We start from the raw sequence: 18,095 nt of genomic DNA on the forward strand, positions 1-18,095 counted from the left end.
GGACGGATTCGAACCATCGAAGGCAGTGCCGGCAGATTTACAGTCTGCTCCCTTTGGCCACTCGGGAACCCCTCCAGAGGATTTTTATACTTAGTAAGATGTTTTCCCAACTCATCTCCCAAGTGCGGAGCGAATCATAGCAAACTCGCTCAGGCTGTAAAGCGTTTTTCTTACGTTTTTACGTTGAATGCTGTCTTTTTGGGCAAAGATGGTAGAAAGTCAGCGTTTTGTTTGTCCTTTGAACAGAAGAGAGGCGCGCTTTTTACTTGAATTTACACTACTTGACGTTAAACACCGTATCTACTGATAAACTGTAAGCAGTTTAATGACATAAGTTTATTCGTTTAGAAGTCAATATCATGAGCATGAAAGCCACGTTATCGTTATCTGTTTTAACGCTTTCTATATTACTGAGTTCTCCATCGGTTTGCGCTGCGATGCGAGGAGGCTCAGCGGTTACTGTTGTGACTGAACAAGTAGAAACGCATGAGATCAATCAATCCTTAACTCTTATCGGCAAATTAAAGGCAGCGGAGTCTGTGGTTGTCGCATCGGAAGTCGCCGGCAAAGTGAATCAAATCGCTGTTAAAGCGAATCAAAATGTCCAGCAAGACCAGCTATTAATTAAGTTAGATGACGATAAGGCTCAAGCCGCTTTGATTGAGGCAAAGGCGTATCTAAAAGATGAACAGCGTAAGTTAAAAGAGTTCCAACGTTTGGTTAAGCGGAATGCGATTACTCAAACTGAAATCGATGCACAAAAAGCCAGTGTTGAAATAGCACAAGCGAGGCTTGATGCTGCTCAAGCCAATTTAGCTGACCTCCATATTACTGCCCCATTTTCTGGCACTGTTGGTTTTATCGATTTTAGCCGCGGCAAAATGGTCAGTGCGGGTACTGAACTTTTGACGTTGGATGATCTTTCCGTCATGGAACTGGATTTACAAGTACCGGAGCGCTATTTATCGATGCTTTCTATTGGTATGGAAGTCATCGCTAAAACCAGTGCATGGGGTAGCCAGACCTTTACTGGTCAAGTCACAGGTATTGATACGCGGATCAGTGCCGAAACACTGAATCTTCGCGTGCGTATTGAGTTTGATAACCCAGAAAATCAATTGAAGCCGGGCATGTTGATGAACGCTTCACTAGCATTTCCTGCTATTAAGGCGCCAATCATTCCTGTTCAAGCACTTGAATACTCCGGAACTAAACGTTTTGTATATGTAATTGATGAAAATAACAAAGCTACTCGTCAAGAAGTGTCGCTAGGTGCTCGTGTTGGCAACGAGGTGGTGATCGAATCTGGTGTTGAGATTGGTGACAAGATTGTGGTTCAAGGCATTGTTAACATGCGTGATGGTGTCGAAGTGAAAGAAATTGTCGCGCCACTAAAAGCGAACACCACGGATGTGACACGCAATGACAGTGAATCGGATGAGGAAGAAAACTAATGTTACTGTCCGACGTTTCAGTTAAACGCCCTGTCGCGGCGTTGGTTCTGAGCATGCTGTTGTGTGTGTTTGGCTTTGTGTCATTCACCAAATTAGCCGTTCGTGAAATGCCTGATATAGAAAGCCCAGTCGTTTCTATCAGTACGCGTTATGAGGGTGCATCGGCGACTATTATTGAAAGCCAAATTACCTCCGTTTTGGAAGACCAGCTTTCTGGGATCAGTGGAGTTGATGAAATTAGATCCACTACTCGTAACAGCATGTCGCGTATCACGATCACGTTTGAGTTAGGTTACGATCTCAACACAGGTGTGAGCGACGTGCGTGATGCAGTGGCTCGTGCTCAGCGCTCGCTACCTGATGAAGCGGATGACCCTATTGTTTATAAGAACAATGGCTCGGGAGAGGCGTCGCTCTACATCAATCTCAGTTCTGCAGAGATGGACCGTACTCAATTAACCGATTATGCCGAACGTGTATTGATGGACCGCTTTAGCCTGATCTCTGGGGTTAGCTCCATTGATCTCTCCGGTGGTTTGTACAAGGTCATGTACGTGAAGCTTAAGCCAGAACTAATGGCTGGACGTTCAGTTACAGCTTCGGATATTACATCAGCTTTGCGAAGTGAGAACCTAGAAAGCCCAGGTGGTGAAGTTCGCAACGACTCAACAGTAATGTCCGTGCGTACGGCTCGTACTTATAACACGCCTGAAGATTTTCAATATCTTGTCATTAAACGCGCAAGCGACAATACACCTATCTATTTAAAAGATGTAGCAGATGTCTTCATTGGTGCAGAAAACGAAAACTCAACCTTCAAAAGTGATGGTGTAGTAAACATCAGTCTTGGTGTGGTACCGCAGTCAGACGCAAACCCGTTAGAGGTTGCGAAGCTGGTTAGGTCTGAAGTCGATAACATCCAGAAGTTCTTACCAGAAGGTACACGTCTTGCGATAGATTACGACGCGACAGTGTTTATCGAGCGTTCAATCGAAGAGGTGTACAGCACGCTATTTATCACGGGCGGCTTGGTGATTTTGGTATTGTACATTTTCATCGGCCAAGCTCGTGCAACCTTAATTCCTGCGGTTACGGTTCCTGTTTCTCTGATTTCTTCGTTCATTGCCGCGTACTACTTTGGGTTTTCTATCAACTTGATCACCTTGATGGCGTTGATATTATCGATTGGTTTGGTGGTGGATGACGCAATTGTGGTTGTGGAGAATATCTTCCACCATATTGAACGCGGTGAATCGCCATTACTCGCCGCATATAAAGGCACAAGAGAGGTTGGTTTTGCTGTTATAGCAACAACATTAGTGCTGGTGATGGTGTTCTTACCGATCTCCTTTATGGATGGCATGGTAGGTCTACTATTTACAGAGTTTTCTGTATTGCTGGCTATGTCGGTCATATTCTCCTCTTTGATTGCCCTGACGCTGACGCCTGTATTAGGTAGTCAGATTTTGAAAGCGAATGTAAAACCAAATCGATTCAATGAAGCAGTTGATCGCTTGTTTAGCAAGCTTGAGAGTGGCTATCGCGCATTATTGAAAGGCGCATTAAAAGTACGTTGGGCTGCTCCCCTGGTGATTCTAGCTTGTTTGGGCGGTAGCTATTTCTTGATGAATCAGGTACCGGCCCAGCTGACCCCACAAGAAGATCGCGGTGTGATATTCGCGTTTGTGCGAGGTGCAGATGCTACGTCGTACAATCGTATGTCAGCCAATATGGATATTGTCGAAGACCGATTGATGCCATTACTAGGGCAAGGTTATCTGAAGTCATTCAGTATCCAAACGCCAGCGTTTGGTGGCCAGGCAGGAGACCAGACAGGCTTTGTGATCATGATTCTAGAAGATTGGAACGAACGTGATATCACGGCTCAGCAAGCCCTTAACAAAGTACGGAAAGAATTGGCGGGTATCCCAGATGTTCGAGTGTTCCCATTTATGCCAGGTTTCCAAGGTGGTTCGAGTGAGCCAGTTCAGTTCGTATTAGGCGGCTCTGATTACGATGAGCTCGTTGTTTGGGCTGAAATGCTAAAGAACAAAGCAGAAGAATCACCAATGATGGAAGGAGCAGAGATAGATTACTCGGAAAAAACGCCTGAGTTATTGGTTACAGTTGACCGACAGCGTGCCGCAGAGCTAGGAGTCAGTGTTAAAGACATTTCTGACACCCTAGAAATCATGCTCGGTGGTAAAAGCGAAACGACCTATGTTGAGCGTGGCGAAGAGTACGATGTGTATCTTCGCGGTGATGAAAATAGCTTTAATAATGCTGCAGATTTAAGTCAGATTTATCTACGCACGAATAGCGGTCAGCTAGTGACGTTAGATGCGGTCACAAAAATTGAAGAAGTGGCGGCCTCTATTCGTCTTTCTCACTACAACAAACAGAAGTCCATCACTATTACTGCCAACCTGTCGGAAGGTTATACATTAGGAGATGCGCTGAATTACCTAGACCAGGAAGCCATCGACAACTTACCGGGTGACATTTCGGTGAGTTATTCGGGGGAGTCGAAAGACTTTAAAGAGAACCAAGCGAGTGTTGCTGTTGTGTTTGCATTGGCACTACTAGTGGCGTATCTCGTGTTGGCGGCTCAGTTTGAAAGCTTCATAAACCCGTTAGTGGTCATGTTTACGGTGCCGATGGGTGTATTTGGTGGCTTCCTTGGTTTGGTTATTATGGGCCAAGGTATGAACATTTATAGTCAGATCGGCATGATCATGTTGATTGGCATGGTGACGAAAAACGGTATTTTGATCGTAGAATTTGCCAATCAGCTACGTGATCGTGGCGTTGGGTTTGAAAAAGCGATCATTGATGCTGCCGCGCGACGTCTACGTCCAATCTTGATGACTGCGTTTACCACACTTGCTGGCGCAATTCCGTTGATCGTATCGACAGGGGCGGGTTATGAGAGCCGTATTGCCGTGGGTACGGTTATCTTTTTCGGGATGGGGTTTGCGACATTGGTGACCTTGTTTGTTATCCCGGCAATGTACCGATTGATTTCGGCGAAAACACAAGCACCAGGTCATGTAGAAGCAGAGTTAAACAAAGCAATTAGCCATGATACGAAGGGCCGTATAGCGCACCCTTAAATCAAACGTTAAAACATAAAAGCCGAGGTAATAACCTCGGCTTCTCTTTATCGGTTTAAAGTTAGCTCGGAAGCGTTCGATTAGAAGCGTTTCCCTAGGCTGATTTGTACACCTTCGTAGCTGTCGTAAAAATCTTCAAAACCCATATCCGCGACATTATAAATGTACTCTGCGCGTAACCAGATATCTTTGCTCATATCCCAATGGACACCAGCACCGATGTTGAATAGCGCGCCTGAATCATCTGTGACTTTTTGTTCGTTTGGAACATACATTTCAGCTTGAGTGCCAAGCGCAGTTACGCGACCAAACAGTGACAGCGGCGTATCGCCTAAGTTATCACTTGTTACAACAGCAGACATACCTGCTTGGTAATAGTGAAGATCTAAGTCAGTTTTTAGAGCATCGTTCTTAAGTTCATTTTGTGAATAGCGCAGAACCCCTTCAAACGCGAGGTATTGGTTTACATGGTAACCCCAGCCAACTGTGATATGTGGTGTTGACCACTCATTGTCTCTATCCGAGCCGAAGTACGGTGTATCAAAACCAACGTTACCAGTACCCAGATAAAAATAAGATTGATGAGCTTGTTCTTGAGCAGCTAAAGTTGGCACGCTAATGGTCAAGGCAGACAATAATAGAATGGCGTTTTTCATAACTAGACGATAACCTTGGTAAAAGACCGTTGTAATGATTTGTTTAAATGTTAATTTAATCAATAGGATGGATGGTAATTATCATATCAGCTTTTATCAAAGGTAGTGATTTTAGAATGGGAATTGTTGCGCTAAAGCATACTTCTTACTCATGACTACCGACTAACTAGATATGGTGACGAAAGCTAGCTAAATAAGAGAGAAGGAAAGGAAAGTGGCTGAATTCAAATACAAAAACTTGACTCAAGAAGAACAAGATAAGTTAGACGCGGCGACATTTCGCCGTTTATTGGCGCATTTAGATGCCAACAAAGACGTACAAAACATCGACCTGATGATCCTTGCGGGCTTCTGTCGCAACTGCTTTAGCAAATGGTATAAATCTGAGGCTGAAAATCTCGGTTTGGATTTAGATATTGATGACGCTCGCGAACGTGTTTACGGCATGACTTACGATGAATGGAAACAAAATCATCAACCAGCGGCAACGCCAGAACAATTGGCTGCGTTTGAAGCGCGCCAGAAAAAGTAAAACCCAGCGATAAAAACAGCCCGTATGAAGTTGGGCTGTTTTTTAAAGTCCAGTTTGCACGTTAAGCGTTAATTGAGCCGCAACAAGCTGGCTCAACGCAACCTTTTGCTTGAATGACTTCGAGTTGAGCTAAGTAAGGTTGAATATCGCCGATGTTCTCTTTTACCCATGTTAAGTCATAATACGTATCTAGGTAACGCTCTCCAGAATCACATAGAAGCGTCACGATAGAACCCTTCTCACCGCGTTGTTTCATCTCACAAGCCAATTGCAGCACACCGTAAAGATTGGTGCCTGTTGATGCGCCGACTTTACGCCCAATCAGCTGAGATACCCAATGGGCAGTTGCCACACTGGCTGCGTCTGGAATTTTGCGCATTTCATCAATGACACCAGCAATAAAGCTTGGTTCGACACGTGGTCGCCCGATACCTTCAATTTTGCTGCCAGTATCACCTTTCAATGAGTGATTTCCTGACTGGAAAGCGTCGTAAAACACTGAGTTTTCAGGGTCTACCACGCAAAGCTTGGTGTCGTATTTTTGGTAACGAATAAAACGGCCAATGGTTGCTGATGTGCCCCCTGTTCCAGGACTCATCACTACCCAGCTAGGAATCGGGTGATCCTCTAACTCCATTTGGCTAAAGATAGAGTTCGCGATGTTGTTGTTACCGCGCCAGTCAGTCGCACGTTCAGCATAAGTAAACTGATCCATGTAGTGACCATTTAACTCTTGAGCCAAGCGTCGAGACTCGTCATAAATCTGATCTGAGCGCTCTACAAGATGCGCTTTACCACCGTAAAATTCAATTTGTTCGATCTTTTTACGTGCAGTGGTTTTCGGCATGACGGCAATGAACGGTAAGCCAAGTAAACGCGCAAAATACGCTTCCGAAACGGCAGTGCTGCCTGAGGACGCCTCGATTACAGTGGTTTCAGGACCAATCCATCCATTACAAATAGCATAAAGAAACAATGAGCGCGCCAATCGATGCTTAAGAGAGCCTGTTGGATGCGTGCTCTCATCTTTTAGGTAGATATCGATACCATCAAGAGAAGGCAGTTCAAGTTTAAATAAATGAGTATCAGCAGAACGTTGGAAGTCTGCTTCAATTTTACGCACTGCATTGTTGATCCAATTGTGGTCAGTACACATGGCGTCTCTCCTTGGGAAATCGATAGATAAGTATTAGATAGGGATAATTTATCTATAATTTTCGAGAAAAACTTTGCTATTGTTACTCTTAATAAAGATTTTTGTAGAAAAGTTTTCTACATTTTATGGGTTTTATAGAAATGAGTTTAGATCGAATAGATAAGCAGCTGCTTGCTTTACTACAAACCGACAGCACCTTGTCATTAAATGACGTGGCTGAGCGAGTCAATCTTACTACAACACCATGCTGGAAGCGCTTGAAAAGGTTGGAAGAAGAGGGCTACATCGAAAAACGCGTGGCGTTGTTAAGTGCAGAAAAGCTCGAGCTATCTTTCATTGCATTTGTTCAGTTAAAAACGATTGATCATTCCGAAGGTTGGTATCACCATTTTGTTACAACTGTGAGTGACTTTCCTGAGGTAATGGAGTTTTATCGTATGGCTGGCGAGTATGACTACATGATGAAAGTACTAGTCAAAGATATGAAGTGTTTTGACGAATTCTATAAGCGGTTAGTTAATAGCGTAAAAGGGCTATCTAATGTGACTTCAACATTTGCTATGGAGTCCATTAAATACACAACAGAGTTACCAATCCTAAAATAACTCGCCCTATAAGAATTCTATCTAATGTTAATTCTACCTTTTAGTATTTTAAATGTTAAAAGGTAGTTTGATTATGCTTTTAAAACTATTTCCTACCAGATTTTTATAAATATAAACGATATTTATTCTCTCTTCTATTTTTCATTAACCATTTGTTTTTACAGTCCATTAATCCTGTACATCATAATGAAAGAAAAATAACGCAATTTTTTCTCTTTCTTTTTCATGTTTTATTTTATTGAATATTAATTTTTACTAAATTAATGGAAGAGTTTGATTTAAACGTTTGCTTTTTGTGTTTTCATGTAATTTGGTCGCTATTTTTGAGTATTTGTTTTTAGGATGAATACAGTAGCAATTACTTAAGTAATAAAGTACTCAAAAATGGGGATAGTGATTAATAAAACATCGTATTATTATCGCCCCATCTTGTATGTAACAAAGTATTACTAAAAATGAACAGAAATTACTATTTGCTTTTTCTCGCAGCTTTACTTGCTGGCTGTGGCTGTGGGGGAGACTCTAAGCCGAACAATACGAAGACACCAACTACGATAACAAAGCAGAACCGTCCGCAATTAAAAGTGGAAGACACGGTGTTGAAGTTTGAAGGAGTGGGAACGGTTACTGAAGCAAAACTGAGCAATGTACATGGGTCGGTATCTTACCAAGTCATTGACTCTAATCCGCCAAATGTCGTGAAAATTAATGACTCAGGAATACTACAAATTCTGCGCCCAGGAACGGCGACGATTCTTGCTACAGATAGTAGCTCTGCTTATGAATCTTCTGAAGCAAGATTTTCTGTCACTGTAGAGCGAGGCATCAATACTGAACTTTCAGTGAGTGATCTGAATTTCAATGCGATTGAGTCAGAAGGAAAAGCGTTGATCGTCCGTGGCCAAAAAGGCGAACTGAGTTATGAGGTAGAAAGTGGTCATAACTTGATTCGTGTTGATGAGAACGGTTCGGTATATTCATTAGGTTCAGTTGGTCAGGCATCGGTGCTGATTACTGATTCAGGTAACGACTTTTACTTGCCGAAACAAGTTCGCGCTACGGTTAAACTGCATGCAGTCTCTCCGGGGCAATTACAGTTCGCTTTGCTTGAAGACGAGTATCGAGAAGGGTTGACGTTAGAACCAGTGCGTCTAGATAAAGCTCAAACGCAACGTATTTCTTACAAAATCATAAATAGTGTACCAGACAGCAAGGTGGCCGAGTTGCTAGACCCTGAAACGGGTTTGCTTCTTGTTCATAATGTTGGGCGATTAACGGTTGAAGCGACTGCAACTTACAGCGACGCGTTTCTGGATAAACAGCAAACAGCGCAATTTTTTGTGGATATAAAACAAGGCAAGCGTCAAGAAATCAGCGCAGCGGATATTGTCACAACTTATGAGGAAGGTGGACGAATTTTCCCTAAGGTGACGAACGCCTACGGTGACTATGAGCTGAGAATCATTCGTGGTGAAGACGTTGTCGCTAAAACTGAAAATGGTGAAGCATTACTGATCAAAGGTGTTGGTGCTGCTGAAGTGGAAATTTACGAGCATGACATGCGTAATTATCCTGCAAGCAAAACTCGCTTTGATCTTGAAGTTAATCGCGCGCCTCATCCCGTTATAAAAGACATTGAAATGCCGCTTACCTATCAACCAAATCTTTCAATCCCTCTGGCGTTTAAAGGGCAAAAAGGTAACGTAAATCTAGTTAGCAGCTTACCTAATGGCTTACGAATGACTGACGGCAAGTTGGAGGTAGTGACTGCGGGTGAGTACGACCTTAAGTTTGAAGACGATGGTGGGGAGTTCTACCAACCTATTCAATTTAATGTCGTCATTAAAGTTGCAAAGGCTGAAGGCCAACCCATGGCAACGCACGATTATGACGTTGTATACAGCAACAAATACAGTTTTGATCTTCACCGTGATTTTGGTTTGAGTGCTGACGAGCAAATTGAGATTGTAGATAACACCGCACCAGATGTTGTCGGTGGTTTTAGTGAAGGACGTCTCCATGTGTATAAAGCGGGTAAAGCGACGCTAACTGTGCGCAGAAAAGAGAGCGCGAATTATACCGTTGGTCCTGATCAAAAAGTCTACGTGACAATTTTGAGTGCGCCGAGCCGAATTGAAGTTCAATCCGATGTGGAAGAGATTTGGAAGGTTGGCCAAACATTTGTTGCGCCGAAAATCTCTGGTACGGTTGGGGAAGTTACGTACCGATTTGCAGACAACGCAGCAACAGATGTGGTTTCCTTAAACAGCCAAACGGGTGCCATGCAAATTCTTAACGCGGGTAGCACAAAAATTATTGTTTCGGATGCGGGGGACGACAAAGTGGATCCGGGTGAAAGTGGTTTCTCGGTCACGATTAAACAAGGCACAAACCCTGTATCGGTTACTTACCCAACGGTAGAATTCTCCGCTGGTAGTGTTATCTCACCAGTGATGAGTGGTGGGACTGCGAAGGCAAGTTACCGCCTTATTAACCAAAAAGATCCTGTGGTCGAGTTAGTTTCCCCTGATACAGGGCGTTTGAAAATCCTGCACGCAGGCGAGTACCAATTAGAGGTTACTCTTACTGGACGCAACTACAAAGCTAAAACAATCGTCGTAAATGGCACTATTAACAAAGCGAATCACCCTGGTTTAAGTGCTTCTACAATGAAGGTGGAATTTGAACCATTTAAAAAGGTTAAGCTAGATTTTGGTACACCAATAGGAAACCGCAGCTATCAAATATCCAGCTCAACAATTAAAGGAGTCGCTTCATTAGATGTTGATAAGGAAGAGCTGACGTTACTTGACCTCCCACCAGTAAAAAGACGTTGGATTTCTCTCGACGTTTCGGAAGGAGAATCTCGAGATTACAAAGCGCTGGAAAGTAAGAAAGTCCAGCTGTATCTAAGCTTTGCAGATGAAGGTGTTGCGGATCAATATACATTGCTTGAAACTGAACAAACAGTATTGTTTAGCACGCTAAATGCACGTAAGTTTTCTAACTTAGAAGAAAGTGAGTTTGGTTTGATGAACGTTCGTTCAGTGCGTGAGCCAACGGACGAAGAATTGAAATTATACGGCAAAGGTAAGATTGCACTACTTGCATTCAAGCCGGTGGGTAACGATGACCAAACTCTAATAAAAGGAGCGTGGGTACACTTAGCTCGATTTGATGGATGTACATCAGAGCTGTTCGAAGATGATCTCAAGCCTTTTGAAGCAATTGACTATGATGACCCAGGGTACTGCACCAACGGCAGCACGATTCGTATGACTCGGTTCTTAATAATTGATGACTCGAAGATGGAAAAGGTAGAGTATGAGTTAGTAGCACCTGTGATTACTTACCGTCGTGGGGTTCGTGAATTTTTAGCAACGAATAAAGGTGGATTCTATGCCGACCCAAATGTCATTTACGGGAAAGGCGAATATGGTTACCCGAAATCACTTTACGAATGGTCGGTTATTAACATGAAGTATCAACCAAATTAATCATCGTTTGATACCCCTTAAAAAAGGAGTGCGGAACAGCACTCCTTTTTTCGTCTGGCGAACACGAGCTATTTCGTGTAGCGCATCACCCCTTCTTGCACGGCGGTCGCCACTAAGTGACCTTGCTGGTTGTATATTTCGCCACGGACCAACCCACGAGTATTGCTCGCCGTTGGGCTCTCTATCGCATATAGAAGCCATTCATCCATCTTAAACGGACGATGGAACCAGATAGAGTGGTCAATGGTGGCCACTTGAAAGTTAGGCGTCATTAATGAGACTTCATGTGGATGCATTGCTGTCACAAGGAATCCCCAATCGGATGCGTAGGCCAGAAGGTACTGGTGAATTAGCTGATTCTCTGGCATTTCACCATTAGCACGAATCCAAAGGTACTGTTTGGGTTCTGCTTTTTTGGGCTTCAAAGGGTTGATAACCGTAACGGGGCGAGTTTCGATTGGCTTTTCCCCGCAAAATGTTTTGCGTAAGCGTTTGGGTAGAAATTCTGCAATATGGCTTGCGAGCTCACTCTCTGAGGCAAAGTTTTCTGGACCAGGGATATCTGGCATTTCTTTTTGATGATCAAACCCAGGTTGATCGCCATGGTAGGATGCGGTTAGGTAAAAAATAGGGCGTCCATTTTGAATTGCTTTTACGCGTCTAGTGCTAAAGCTACGGCCATCTCTCAGATTTTCTACATCATAAATAATAGGTTTTTCTGGATCGCCAGGGTACAAAAAATAGCTATGGAAGGAGTGTACCGTGCGTGTTTCTTCAACGGTGTAGCGCGCAGCAGAAAGCGCTTGCCCAATTACTTGACCGCCATAAACTTGAGGCAAACCTAGGTTTTCACTTTGGCCACGAAACAAGCCTTCTTCTAATTTTTCGAGTTGTAGTAGGCTGAGCAATTCTCGTAGTGGTTTACTCATTGTGTCTCCTCACCGTTGTCTTTCATTCCAAGTTACCTCAACAGCCTCACTCTTGTGAAGTGGCATAGTTAAGAACTATTGAGTAACTTAGAAATAGTATTGTTCCAATTATGAAACAAAATCAATTGTTTGATAAATTCTAACTCAGTCAAACTATTGTCAAATAAAGTGACAGGAAGCAGACAGTTTTATATTCCACACCTATAATTGCCTCGGTTTAATGCTCTTTTCGAGGAATATATGAAAAAAACACTACTACTTGTTACTTCTCTACTCTATGGGGCTGCGTTAGTGGGTTGCCAAACTTCTCAAAATACAGAAATGGAATCTACAGAAGCGTCAATGAAGACGATTACAGGTACAGTGGCTTATCGCGAGCGGATTGCCTTGCCACCAAACGCAGTGGTTACTATTGCGTTAGAAGATGTGTCCTTGGCGGATGCGCCAGCAAAAGTGTTGGCGAAACAGACATTCGAAACAGAAGGTAAGCAAGTTCCTCTTTCTTTTGAGTTGAGTTACGACAGCAATGAAATCAAACCAAACCATCGTTACAGCGTTCGTGCTCGCATTGAGGTAGATGGAAAGCTGCGTTTTATCAGCGACACACATAACGGTGTTATTACAGATGAAGCACAAACTCACCAATTAGATATTCGTCTAGTTGGAACACGTTAATACGACGTACTGAGAACAAAAAATGGCAGCTTAAGGCTGCCATTTGTATTTTTTAAGTGAAGTTTTGCCAACTTCCGATACTTCAATCCCTTCTGCTTCTAATTTCTTTTTTTGTCGCTCTAAGTCTCTGCCTTTTAAAGATATTTTTCCTTGGCTATTTACCACTCTAAACCAGGGGAGTTTACTGCCTTCTGGTAAGTTGCCCAGTGCTTTACCAACATGTCTCGCATAGCCCGGATAACCGGCCATTTTGGCAATTTCCCCATAGGTGGAGACTTTTCCTTTTGGAATTTGGTGAATTACAGCAAAGATTTGCGCTAAAAATTGGTCCATACTCAAAAGTGTCTATTTTGGGTTACTAAGGAATGGTAAACCATTGGACTTGTATATTGCTAACGGTTCTTAACCCTTGTGTTGCCAGCGACTCACTTTGAAGAATTACATTTTCTGTTCTTTAGTGTCGTTGGTTGATGAGCCTTAAACAGCATGAAGCAAACGCAAGCTAAGCTTGAATCTAGACCCTCTCAACGACTTTCAATCCCAGTTTTTGCCGTTGAGTTACCAAGTAGGTGGGGAAGCCAGGAGGCGCTATGATTTTATCGACACTTCAATTTTTCGTTACGACCTTACTCGCTGTTGTCTGTGTTCGGGCGATGAGTTTGAGCGAGGGTGACATTCCCGTTCTTGCACTTATGATCCCCGCGCTGTGGGTTCTGCCACAAGGTGGGTTCGCTGGCTTAGTATTGCTGGGCGCGATGATGGCTTTTGGTGCGACACTCTCAATGCAGCCAATTGCTTTGTCGGTTGGTGTTTTGATCCTTTTCCCACTTTTAATGGTGGTATTTTCTCGTAGAAGCTCTTTAGGTGTGTTGCTCACCGCTGGTCTTATTGTACTTACACTGCAAGTTGGTCTTATGGTCACACAGCAAGGCGGTAAGCTGGATGGTTCTGCTTGGGTTACAGTGGTTCAAACCATTGCGGTTATGGCGATGTGGTGGTCGGCTGCGCATTGGACGCCATCCAATAAACACAGCTGGTGGCCGTTGTTTTTGTTGCTCCCATTGTGGATTGCAGGCCTACCGTACGCCGTTCTTATGGCGTTAAGTTTGACGGGAATGTTAGCGTCAATGGAAGCACTTGCGAAGCTTCAACATACCATTCGTTGGAGCAAATTATTATGTTGGACATTGCCGACTGTGGGTTTTGCCGCTTTAGTCGTCAGCCCGACCACGGATGTGCCAAACCCTGTTTTCGTGGTTTGGATCTGTTTGTTAGGGACGGCTTGGATGACTGACTATATTTTACGTAGTAGCGATGAACAGGCTGAATTATGAGTTTTTAGTCAGGTAAAAAGTGACATGTGCGGCAGAGTATCGAATTGGTTGTGGAACAAAATGGAGATTAGTATATGTTCTTCATTTCATATTTACTACACTTCCAATAATAATAACCACAATATAAGTGGTTGATTTAAGATAAGTTTGTCATGACAACTTTTGCTCGAACACTGTTGCTTTTTGCATGTTGCCTCTTGAGTTTGAATGTAAAAGCCGAAGCCCCTTTAATTGCTCATTATAAAGTCGCGACTGAAGCGGATGATGTCGTCACTCGTGTTCTTTTCAATGCTGCTTCAAAGGAGTTTGGCTTTACCGTTCAATACGTGAACTACTCCAGCTTTGATGCCATTCTAAATTCAGTAGCGAATGGGGAAGCGGACTTTGCTGCGAATATCACTTACACACAAGAACGTGCTCAACGTTTTAGTTATTCCCGCCCAACAAATATCGAATATACCTACCTCTTTGGTTTAAAAGATTCGACGTTGAGTGACATTTCGCGTGTTGGCGTCCCCAAAGATACAGTTTATGCCCAATTACTTAAACAACACTACCCTGAGCTAGAACAGATCTCTTATCAAGGTCACGAACAAGCAGTAACACTGCTACGTTCAGGTGCTGTGGATGGCGTTGTCGATGCCATTAACCAGCTCAAGCCGATGCTGATGGAGGGGTTTGACGCCAAGATGCTCAATGATCAGATTTCGATAAAGCCCGTATCCATCATCAGTAAAAAAGATCATCATCTTGAAGAGTTGGACACGTTCGCTACGTTTATTCACGGGGAAGCGGTGCAAAAGCAGCTTCGCGAAGAAATTTCCCAGTATCAATTTGAATTAAGGCGAGCAGCGTTGCGTGATTCTATTCGTTTATTACCCCTTGATTTTAATGAACCAATACGGATTAAGCTCGAATCTATCTTTCCATATGTTGTATACAACGCAGATGGTAGTGTCGAAGGGATGACGGCTGATGTAGTCCTGAGAAGCTGTGAGATCTTGGCTTTAAACTGCTTGATCATTAGTGAGCCTGGTGAAAGCTGGGGTTCTATGTACCATGAGTTTATCCAAGGTAATTTCGAAATTTTGGCGCCGTTAACGGTCAGCCGTGAGCGGCGCGCATTTAGCTACTTTCCAAAGCCCCATTACGCGCCAGCATCGGTGATGGTCAAGCGTTTAGGTTACAAACCGAGCACATACTCTCATGTTTCACAGTTGATATCTGAGCGGATTGGCGTAGTTAAGGATGACTTTTTCGATCAAATGATGACGCAACTGTTACCGCTAAAAGAACTCAAACGTTATCGTACCCAACAAGAGCTCATTCAGGGGCTACTAAATGAAGAAGTCGATTACATTCCGATGGATACGGCGATGCTCAATCATTTTTTACGTCTCAGTGAATTGGTTCCGATAGAGCAGGATACCGCTATTGGCGAGTTTTATGAGTCACAACTCTCTGTTGGATTGGTCGCGAATGAAAAAGGAGCCATGCTTGCGCCTTTCTTCAGTCGAGCGATAGCGATGTTAGAAGTTGATAAGATCATTGCTCAGTACGATGTACGCCCAGATTGGCGTACCGCACTTGAATATGAGATTCGATTAGCGACGCAAACACAAGCTGTGTTTATCTTTGTATTATTGTTTGCTATTTGTGTTTCGCTTTATCTTTACCGTCAATCGAACACTGACAACTTAACAGGGTTAAGGAATCGTCGTGCGTTGCAAGTAAAGTATCGAAAAGGAGTAAACAAAGATCTATCCATACTTTACTTAGACATTAATCATTTCAAACGAATCAATGACACTTATGGTCATCGCGCTGGGGACGAAGTTTTACAACTACTGGCGCTAAAAATTCATTATGTCTGGTCGGGAAGATGTTATCGAATTGGAGGGGATGAGTTCATATTACTGGGTTATCCTACGCAAGCCGAGTTAACTAGAGCAATGAGAGAGCTCAGTAGAATCGATGTGAAAGGCAAATTATGTAGTGATTTGGAGTCTATAAGTATCTCTATTGGTTTCTCTGCAAAAAGGGAACGGCACATGAGCTTAGAGCAAGCGATGCATTTGGCTGATGAAGACATGTACATGAGTAAGCAGTCCTCACGGCACGACTCCTCTTATCGTGACTGCACGGTTTCATCATAAAGGAATGAATTGATCGAGTTTTGTTCAAACGGTAATGAAATGATGAAATTCAAGGTTTTTGCTCTTGCATTATGAGAGCTGATACTGAATAATCGCCCCATCGATTGAGGCAAGACCTCTCGAAAAGAATTATGGGGCTCTGGTCCTCTCGCAACAATAGCTCGTGAACTCGGTCAGGTCCGGAAGGAAGCAGCCGCAGCGTGTGACTTGTGTGCCGGGATGTGGCTGGGGTCCCACCCTTTGAAAGCCCTGCGTTATCGCAGGGCTTTTTTCGTTTTTGAGCCTCCTTTTATTTTGGCTACGCTTGGTGTTCAACGTCTTCTGATGATCAAGCTTCTTGAGGTTATTTAGGTATAATTTATAATCTCATCCGCTTGATACCGAACTGTCGTGAAGATTGTTTAGGGTACGCTCGCCGAATAACCATTTTCACCTGGGATACTTTAATGATTTCAAAAAACCAATTAAAACTGCTTCGTGCTTTAGGTCAAAAGAAACAGCGTAAAGCGCATGGCTTATTCCTAGTTCAGGGTGAAAAGAACGTACTAGAGCTAGCAAGTAGTTCATTGAAGGTGAAGCAGGTTTTTGCAACAGCGGCATTTCTCGAACAAAATGCTGGTACGCTAAATCGTTTTGATTGTGTTGAAGCATCGCTTGATGAATTGACCAAAGCGAGCACGCTTGTGAGCAATAATGCGGCCATTGCTGTGGTTGAAATTCCGAGTGTAAAAGAGCCTCAAGCGAAAGGCTTGATGATTGCGCTAGATGGTGTATCCGACCCTGGTAATCTAGGTACGATTATTCGTGTTGCAGACTGGTATGGCATCAAGCACATTATTGCGAGTACAGATTGTGCTGATCCTTATAATCCTAAAACGATCAGTGCGACCATGGGCAGCTTTGGCCGCGTACAAGTGAGTTTGGTGGATTTGCCAAGTTACTTGGAACACGCCAAATTGCCAGTATATGGCGCGTTTTTGGAAGGAGAGAGCGTTCATAAAACGGATTTCGCTGCTGAAGGTATTTTGTTGATGGGCAGCGAATCTCATGGTGTGCGCGAAGCCGCAGCAAAATTCGTGACAGATAAAATCACGATTCCGGCGTTTGGCGGTGCCGAATCACTGAATGTCGCGATGGCGACTGGCATTATTTTAGACAACATGCGCCGCCAACATAGCTAACGCAACAATTACTTAATAACAAAGCCAGTCAATTTGACTGGCTTTGTTGTATTTATTGCCTAGAAAAATCAGCCTGGCTGAATCTTGCGTTTAACGAAATACAGTGAATGTTGTTCGGTGAGTTAATTTTGTTTTAGTTCAATAGGCTGTGCCTATAAATAAAATTACTCCTTTCCATTTAGTAAAATCAGGAAATTAGGCGACACTTATCTAAAGGCCGCAATAAAATGCCCTTAAGGAGATAAGAATGCATTCATTAAAAGTAAAAGATTACATGACGTTGCAAGCGGTGACTTTCACGAAAGATATGTCACTTTCGGCAGCTTTAAACAAAGTAATGCAAAGTGTCACACTAGGTGGCCCTGTCATTGATGAAAATGAAAAAGTGGTTGGGTTTTTATCGGAGCAAGACTTATTAGATAAGTTGGTGAAAGCAAGTTATCACTGCCAAGATACACATACGGTACAAGAGTGTATGCATGATGATGTCTTATCTGTTTCTCCAGAAATGTCAGTAATTGAACTGGCTGACATGATGAAAGTTGGAAAGCCGAAAATGTATCCAGTGGTGGATGGCAAAGGTAAGTTGGTTGGTGTTATCACAAGAAGAGACGTGCTGCGTGCCATAGGAATGACATTAAATGAGTGCTTTAAGCATCCCGTTTAACCTCTCTGTTTAAACTTTACGGAATATTGCTTTTAAACTGGTTTGGAAAGACGCTTCGGCGTCTTTTTTATTTTCAGCCCTAAACCACCTACTTCAGTAGGTGGTTATCATCCGTTTCGGCTTTGCCTGTAAAACTACTC

At 43.2% G+C, this 18,095-nt stretch carries 14 protein-coding genes, 1 tRNA gene and 1 other RNA gene; 11 read left to right on the plus strand and 5 right to left on the minus strand.

Annotation, left to right across the window (positions count from 1 at the left end; translation table 11 throughout):
* Nucleotides 1-67, minus strand: a tRNA-Tyr gene (locus R7E38_RS22475).
* Nucleotides 68-359: 292 nt separating this feature from the next.
* On the opposite strand from R7E38_RS22475, the gene R7E38_RS22480 reads away from it, so the two are divergent.
* Both R7E38_RS22480 and vmeF read left to right on the plus strand, forming a co-directional pair.
* Complete coding sequence (locus R7E38_RS22480) at nucleotides 360-1,454, plus strand: efflux RND transporter periplasmic adaptor subunit (protein WP_005378593.1); 1,095 nt, start codon at nucleotides 360-362, stop codon at nucleotides 1,452-1,454.
* Nucleotides 1,454-4,567, plus strand: a complete 3,114-nt coding sequence (vmeF, locus tag R7E38_RS22485) for a multidrug efflux RND transporter permease subunit VmeF (RefSeq protein ID WP_226084308.1) — start codon at nucleotides 1,454-1,456, stop codon at nucleotides 4,565-4,567. Before R7E38_RS22480 ends, vmeF begins: the two co-directional genes overlap by 1 nt.
* 80 nt (nucleotides 4,568-4,647) lie before the next feature.
* Here the strand turns inward: vmeF and R7E38_RS22490 are convergent, their stop codons facing one another.
* A complete protein-coding gene (locus tag R7E38_RS22490; protein WP_005378589.1) occupies nucleotides 4,648-5,223 on the minus strand; it encodes a porin family protein in 576 nt (191 codons plus the stop codon).
* Nucleotides 5,224-5,437: 214 nt separating this feature from the next.
* Between R7E38_RS22490 and R7E38_RS22495 the strand changes: the two genes are divergently transcribed.
* The gene (locus R7E38_RS22495; RefSeq protein ID WP_005378586.1) at nucleotides 5,438-5,755 is read left to right on the plus strand and encodes a DUF1244 domain-containing protein; all 318 of its coding nucleotides are present in this window, start codon (nucleotides 5,438-5,440) and stop codon (nucleotides 5,753-5,755) included.
* Nucleotides 5,756-5,816: 61 nt separating this feature from the next.
* Here R7E38_RS22495 and R7E38_RS22500 read toward each other — a convergent pair whose 3' ends face one another.
* Nucleotides 5,817-6,911: a PLP-dependent cysteine synthase family protein gene (locus R7E38_RS22500; protein WP_053303257.1), complete on the minus strand. Its 1,095-nt coding sequence runs from the start codon at nucleotides 6,909-6,911 to the stop codon at nucleotides 5,817-5,819.
* A 140-nt stretch (nucleotides 6,912-7,051) separates the two neighbouring features.
* Here R7E38_RS22500 and R7E38_RS22505 point away from each other — a divergent pair, with 140 nt between their 5' ends.
* Entirely contained in the window at nucleotides 7,052-7,516 is a 465-nt protein-coding gene (locus R7E38_RS22505; RefSeq protein WP_025998626.1) for an Lrp/AsnC family transcriptional regulator, read from the plus strand.
* Nucleotides 7,517-7,971: 455 nt separating this feature from the next.
* Entirely contained in the window at nucleotides 7,972-11,013 is a 3,042-nt protein-coding gene (locus R7E38_RS22510; protein WP_226084309.1) for a cadherin repeat domain-containing protein, read from the plus strand.
* A 68-nt stretch (nucleotides 11,014-11,081) separates the two neighbouring features.
* Here R7E38_RS22510 and tesB read toward each other — a convergent pair whose 3' ends face one another.
* A complete protein-coding gene (gene tesB, locus R7E38_RS22515; protein ID WP_005378575.1) occupies nucleotides 11,082-11,942 on the minus strand; it encodes an acyl-CoA thioesterase II in 861 nt (286 codons plus the stop codon).
* A 240-nt stretch (nucleotides 11,943-12,182) separates the two neighbouring features.
* Between tesB and R7E38_RS22520 the strand changes: the two genes are divergently transcribed.
* Complete coding sequence (locus tag R7E38_RS22520) at nucleotides 12,183-12,617, plus strand: YbaY family lipoprotein (protein WP_226084310.1); 435 nt, start codon at nucleotides 12,183-12,185, stop codon at nucleotides 12,615-12,617.
* Between the two features lie 30 nt (nucleotides 12,618-12,647).
* On the opposite strand, the gene R7E38_RS22525 is transcribed toward R7E38_RS22520, so the two are convergent.
* On the minus strand, nucleotides 12,648-12,950 hold the full coding sequence (locus R7E38_RS22525; protein WP_005378570.1) for a DNA base-flipping protein: 303 nt from the start codon (nucleotides 12,948-12,950) through the stop codon (nucleotides 12,648-12,650).
* A gap of 257 nt (nucleotides 12,951-13,207) precedes the next feature.
* Between R7E38_RS22525 and R7E38_RS22530 the strand changes: the two genes are divergently transcribed.
* From R7E38_RS22530 to R7E38_RS22550, 5 genes are all read left to right on the plus strand, one after another.
* Nucleotides 13,208-13,951, plus strand: coding sequence for a hypothetical protein (locus tag R7E38_RS22530; protein WP_005389942.1), 744 nt, complete (start codon nucleotides 13,208-13,210; stop codon nucleotides 13,949-13,951).
* A 152-nt stretch (nucleotides 13,952-14,103) separates the two neighbouring features.
* Entirely contained in the window at nucleotides 14,104-16,107 is a 2,004-nt protein-coding gene (locus R7E38_RS22535) for a GGDEF domain-containing protein (protein ID WP_017634751.1), read from the plus strand.
* Nucleotides 16,108-16,244: 137 nt separating this feature from the next.
* An RNA gene (ffs, locus tag R7E38_RS22540) (signal recognition particle sRNA small type) lies at nucleotides 16,245-16,341 on the plus strand.
* 212 nt (nucleotides 16,342-16,553) lie between these two features.
* Nucleotides 16,554-17,288, plus strand: coding sequence for an RNA methyltransferase (locus R7E38_RS22545; RefSeq protein WP_005378485.1), 735 nt, complete (start codon nucleotides 16,554-16,556; stop codon nucleotides 17,286-17,288).
* Nucleotides 17,289-17,535: 247 nt separating this feature from the next.
* Nucleotides 17,536-17,955, plus strand: coding sequence for a CBS domain-containing protein (locus R7E38_RS22550; RefSeq protein ID WP_005378483.1), 420 nt, complete (start codon nucleotides 17,536-17,538; stop codon nucleotides 17,953-17,955).
* The last annotated feature ends 140 nt before the right edge of the window (nucleotides 17,956-18,095 follow it).

The organism is Vibrio sp. Vb2131 (assembly GCF_033338535.1).
Taxonomy (GTDB): Bacteria; Pseudomonadota; Gammaproteobacteria; order Enterobacterales; family Vibrionaceae; genus Vibrio; species Vibrio alginolyticus.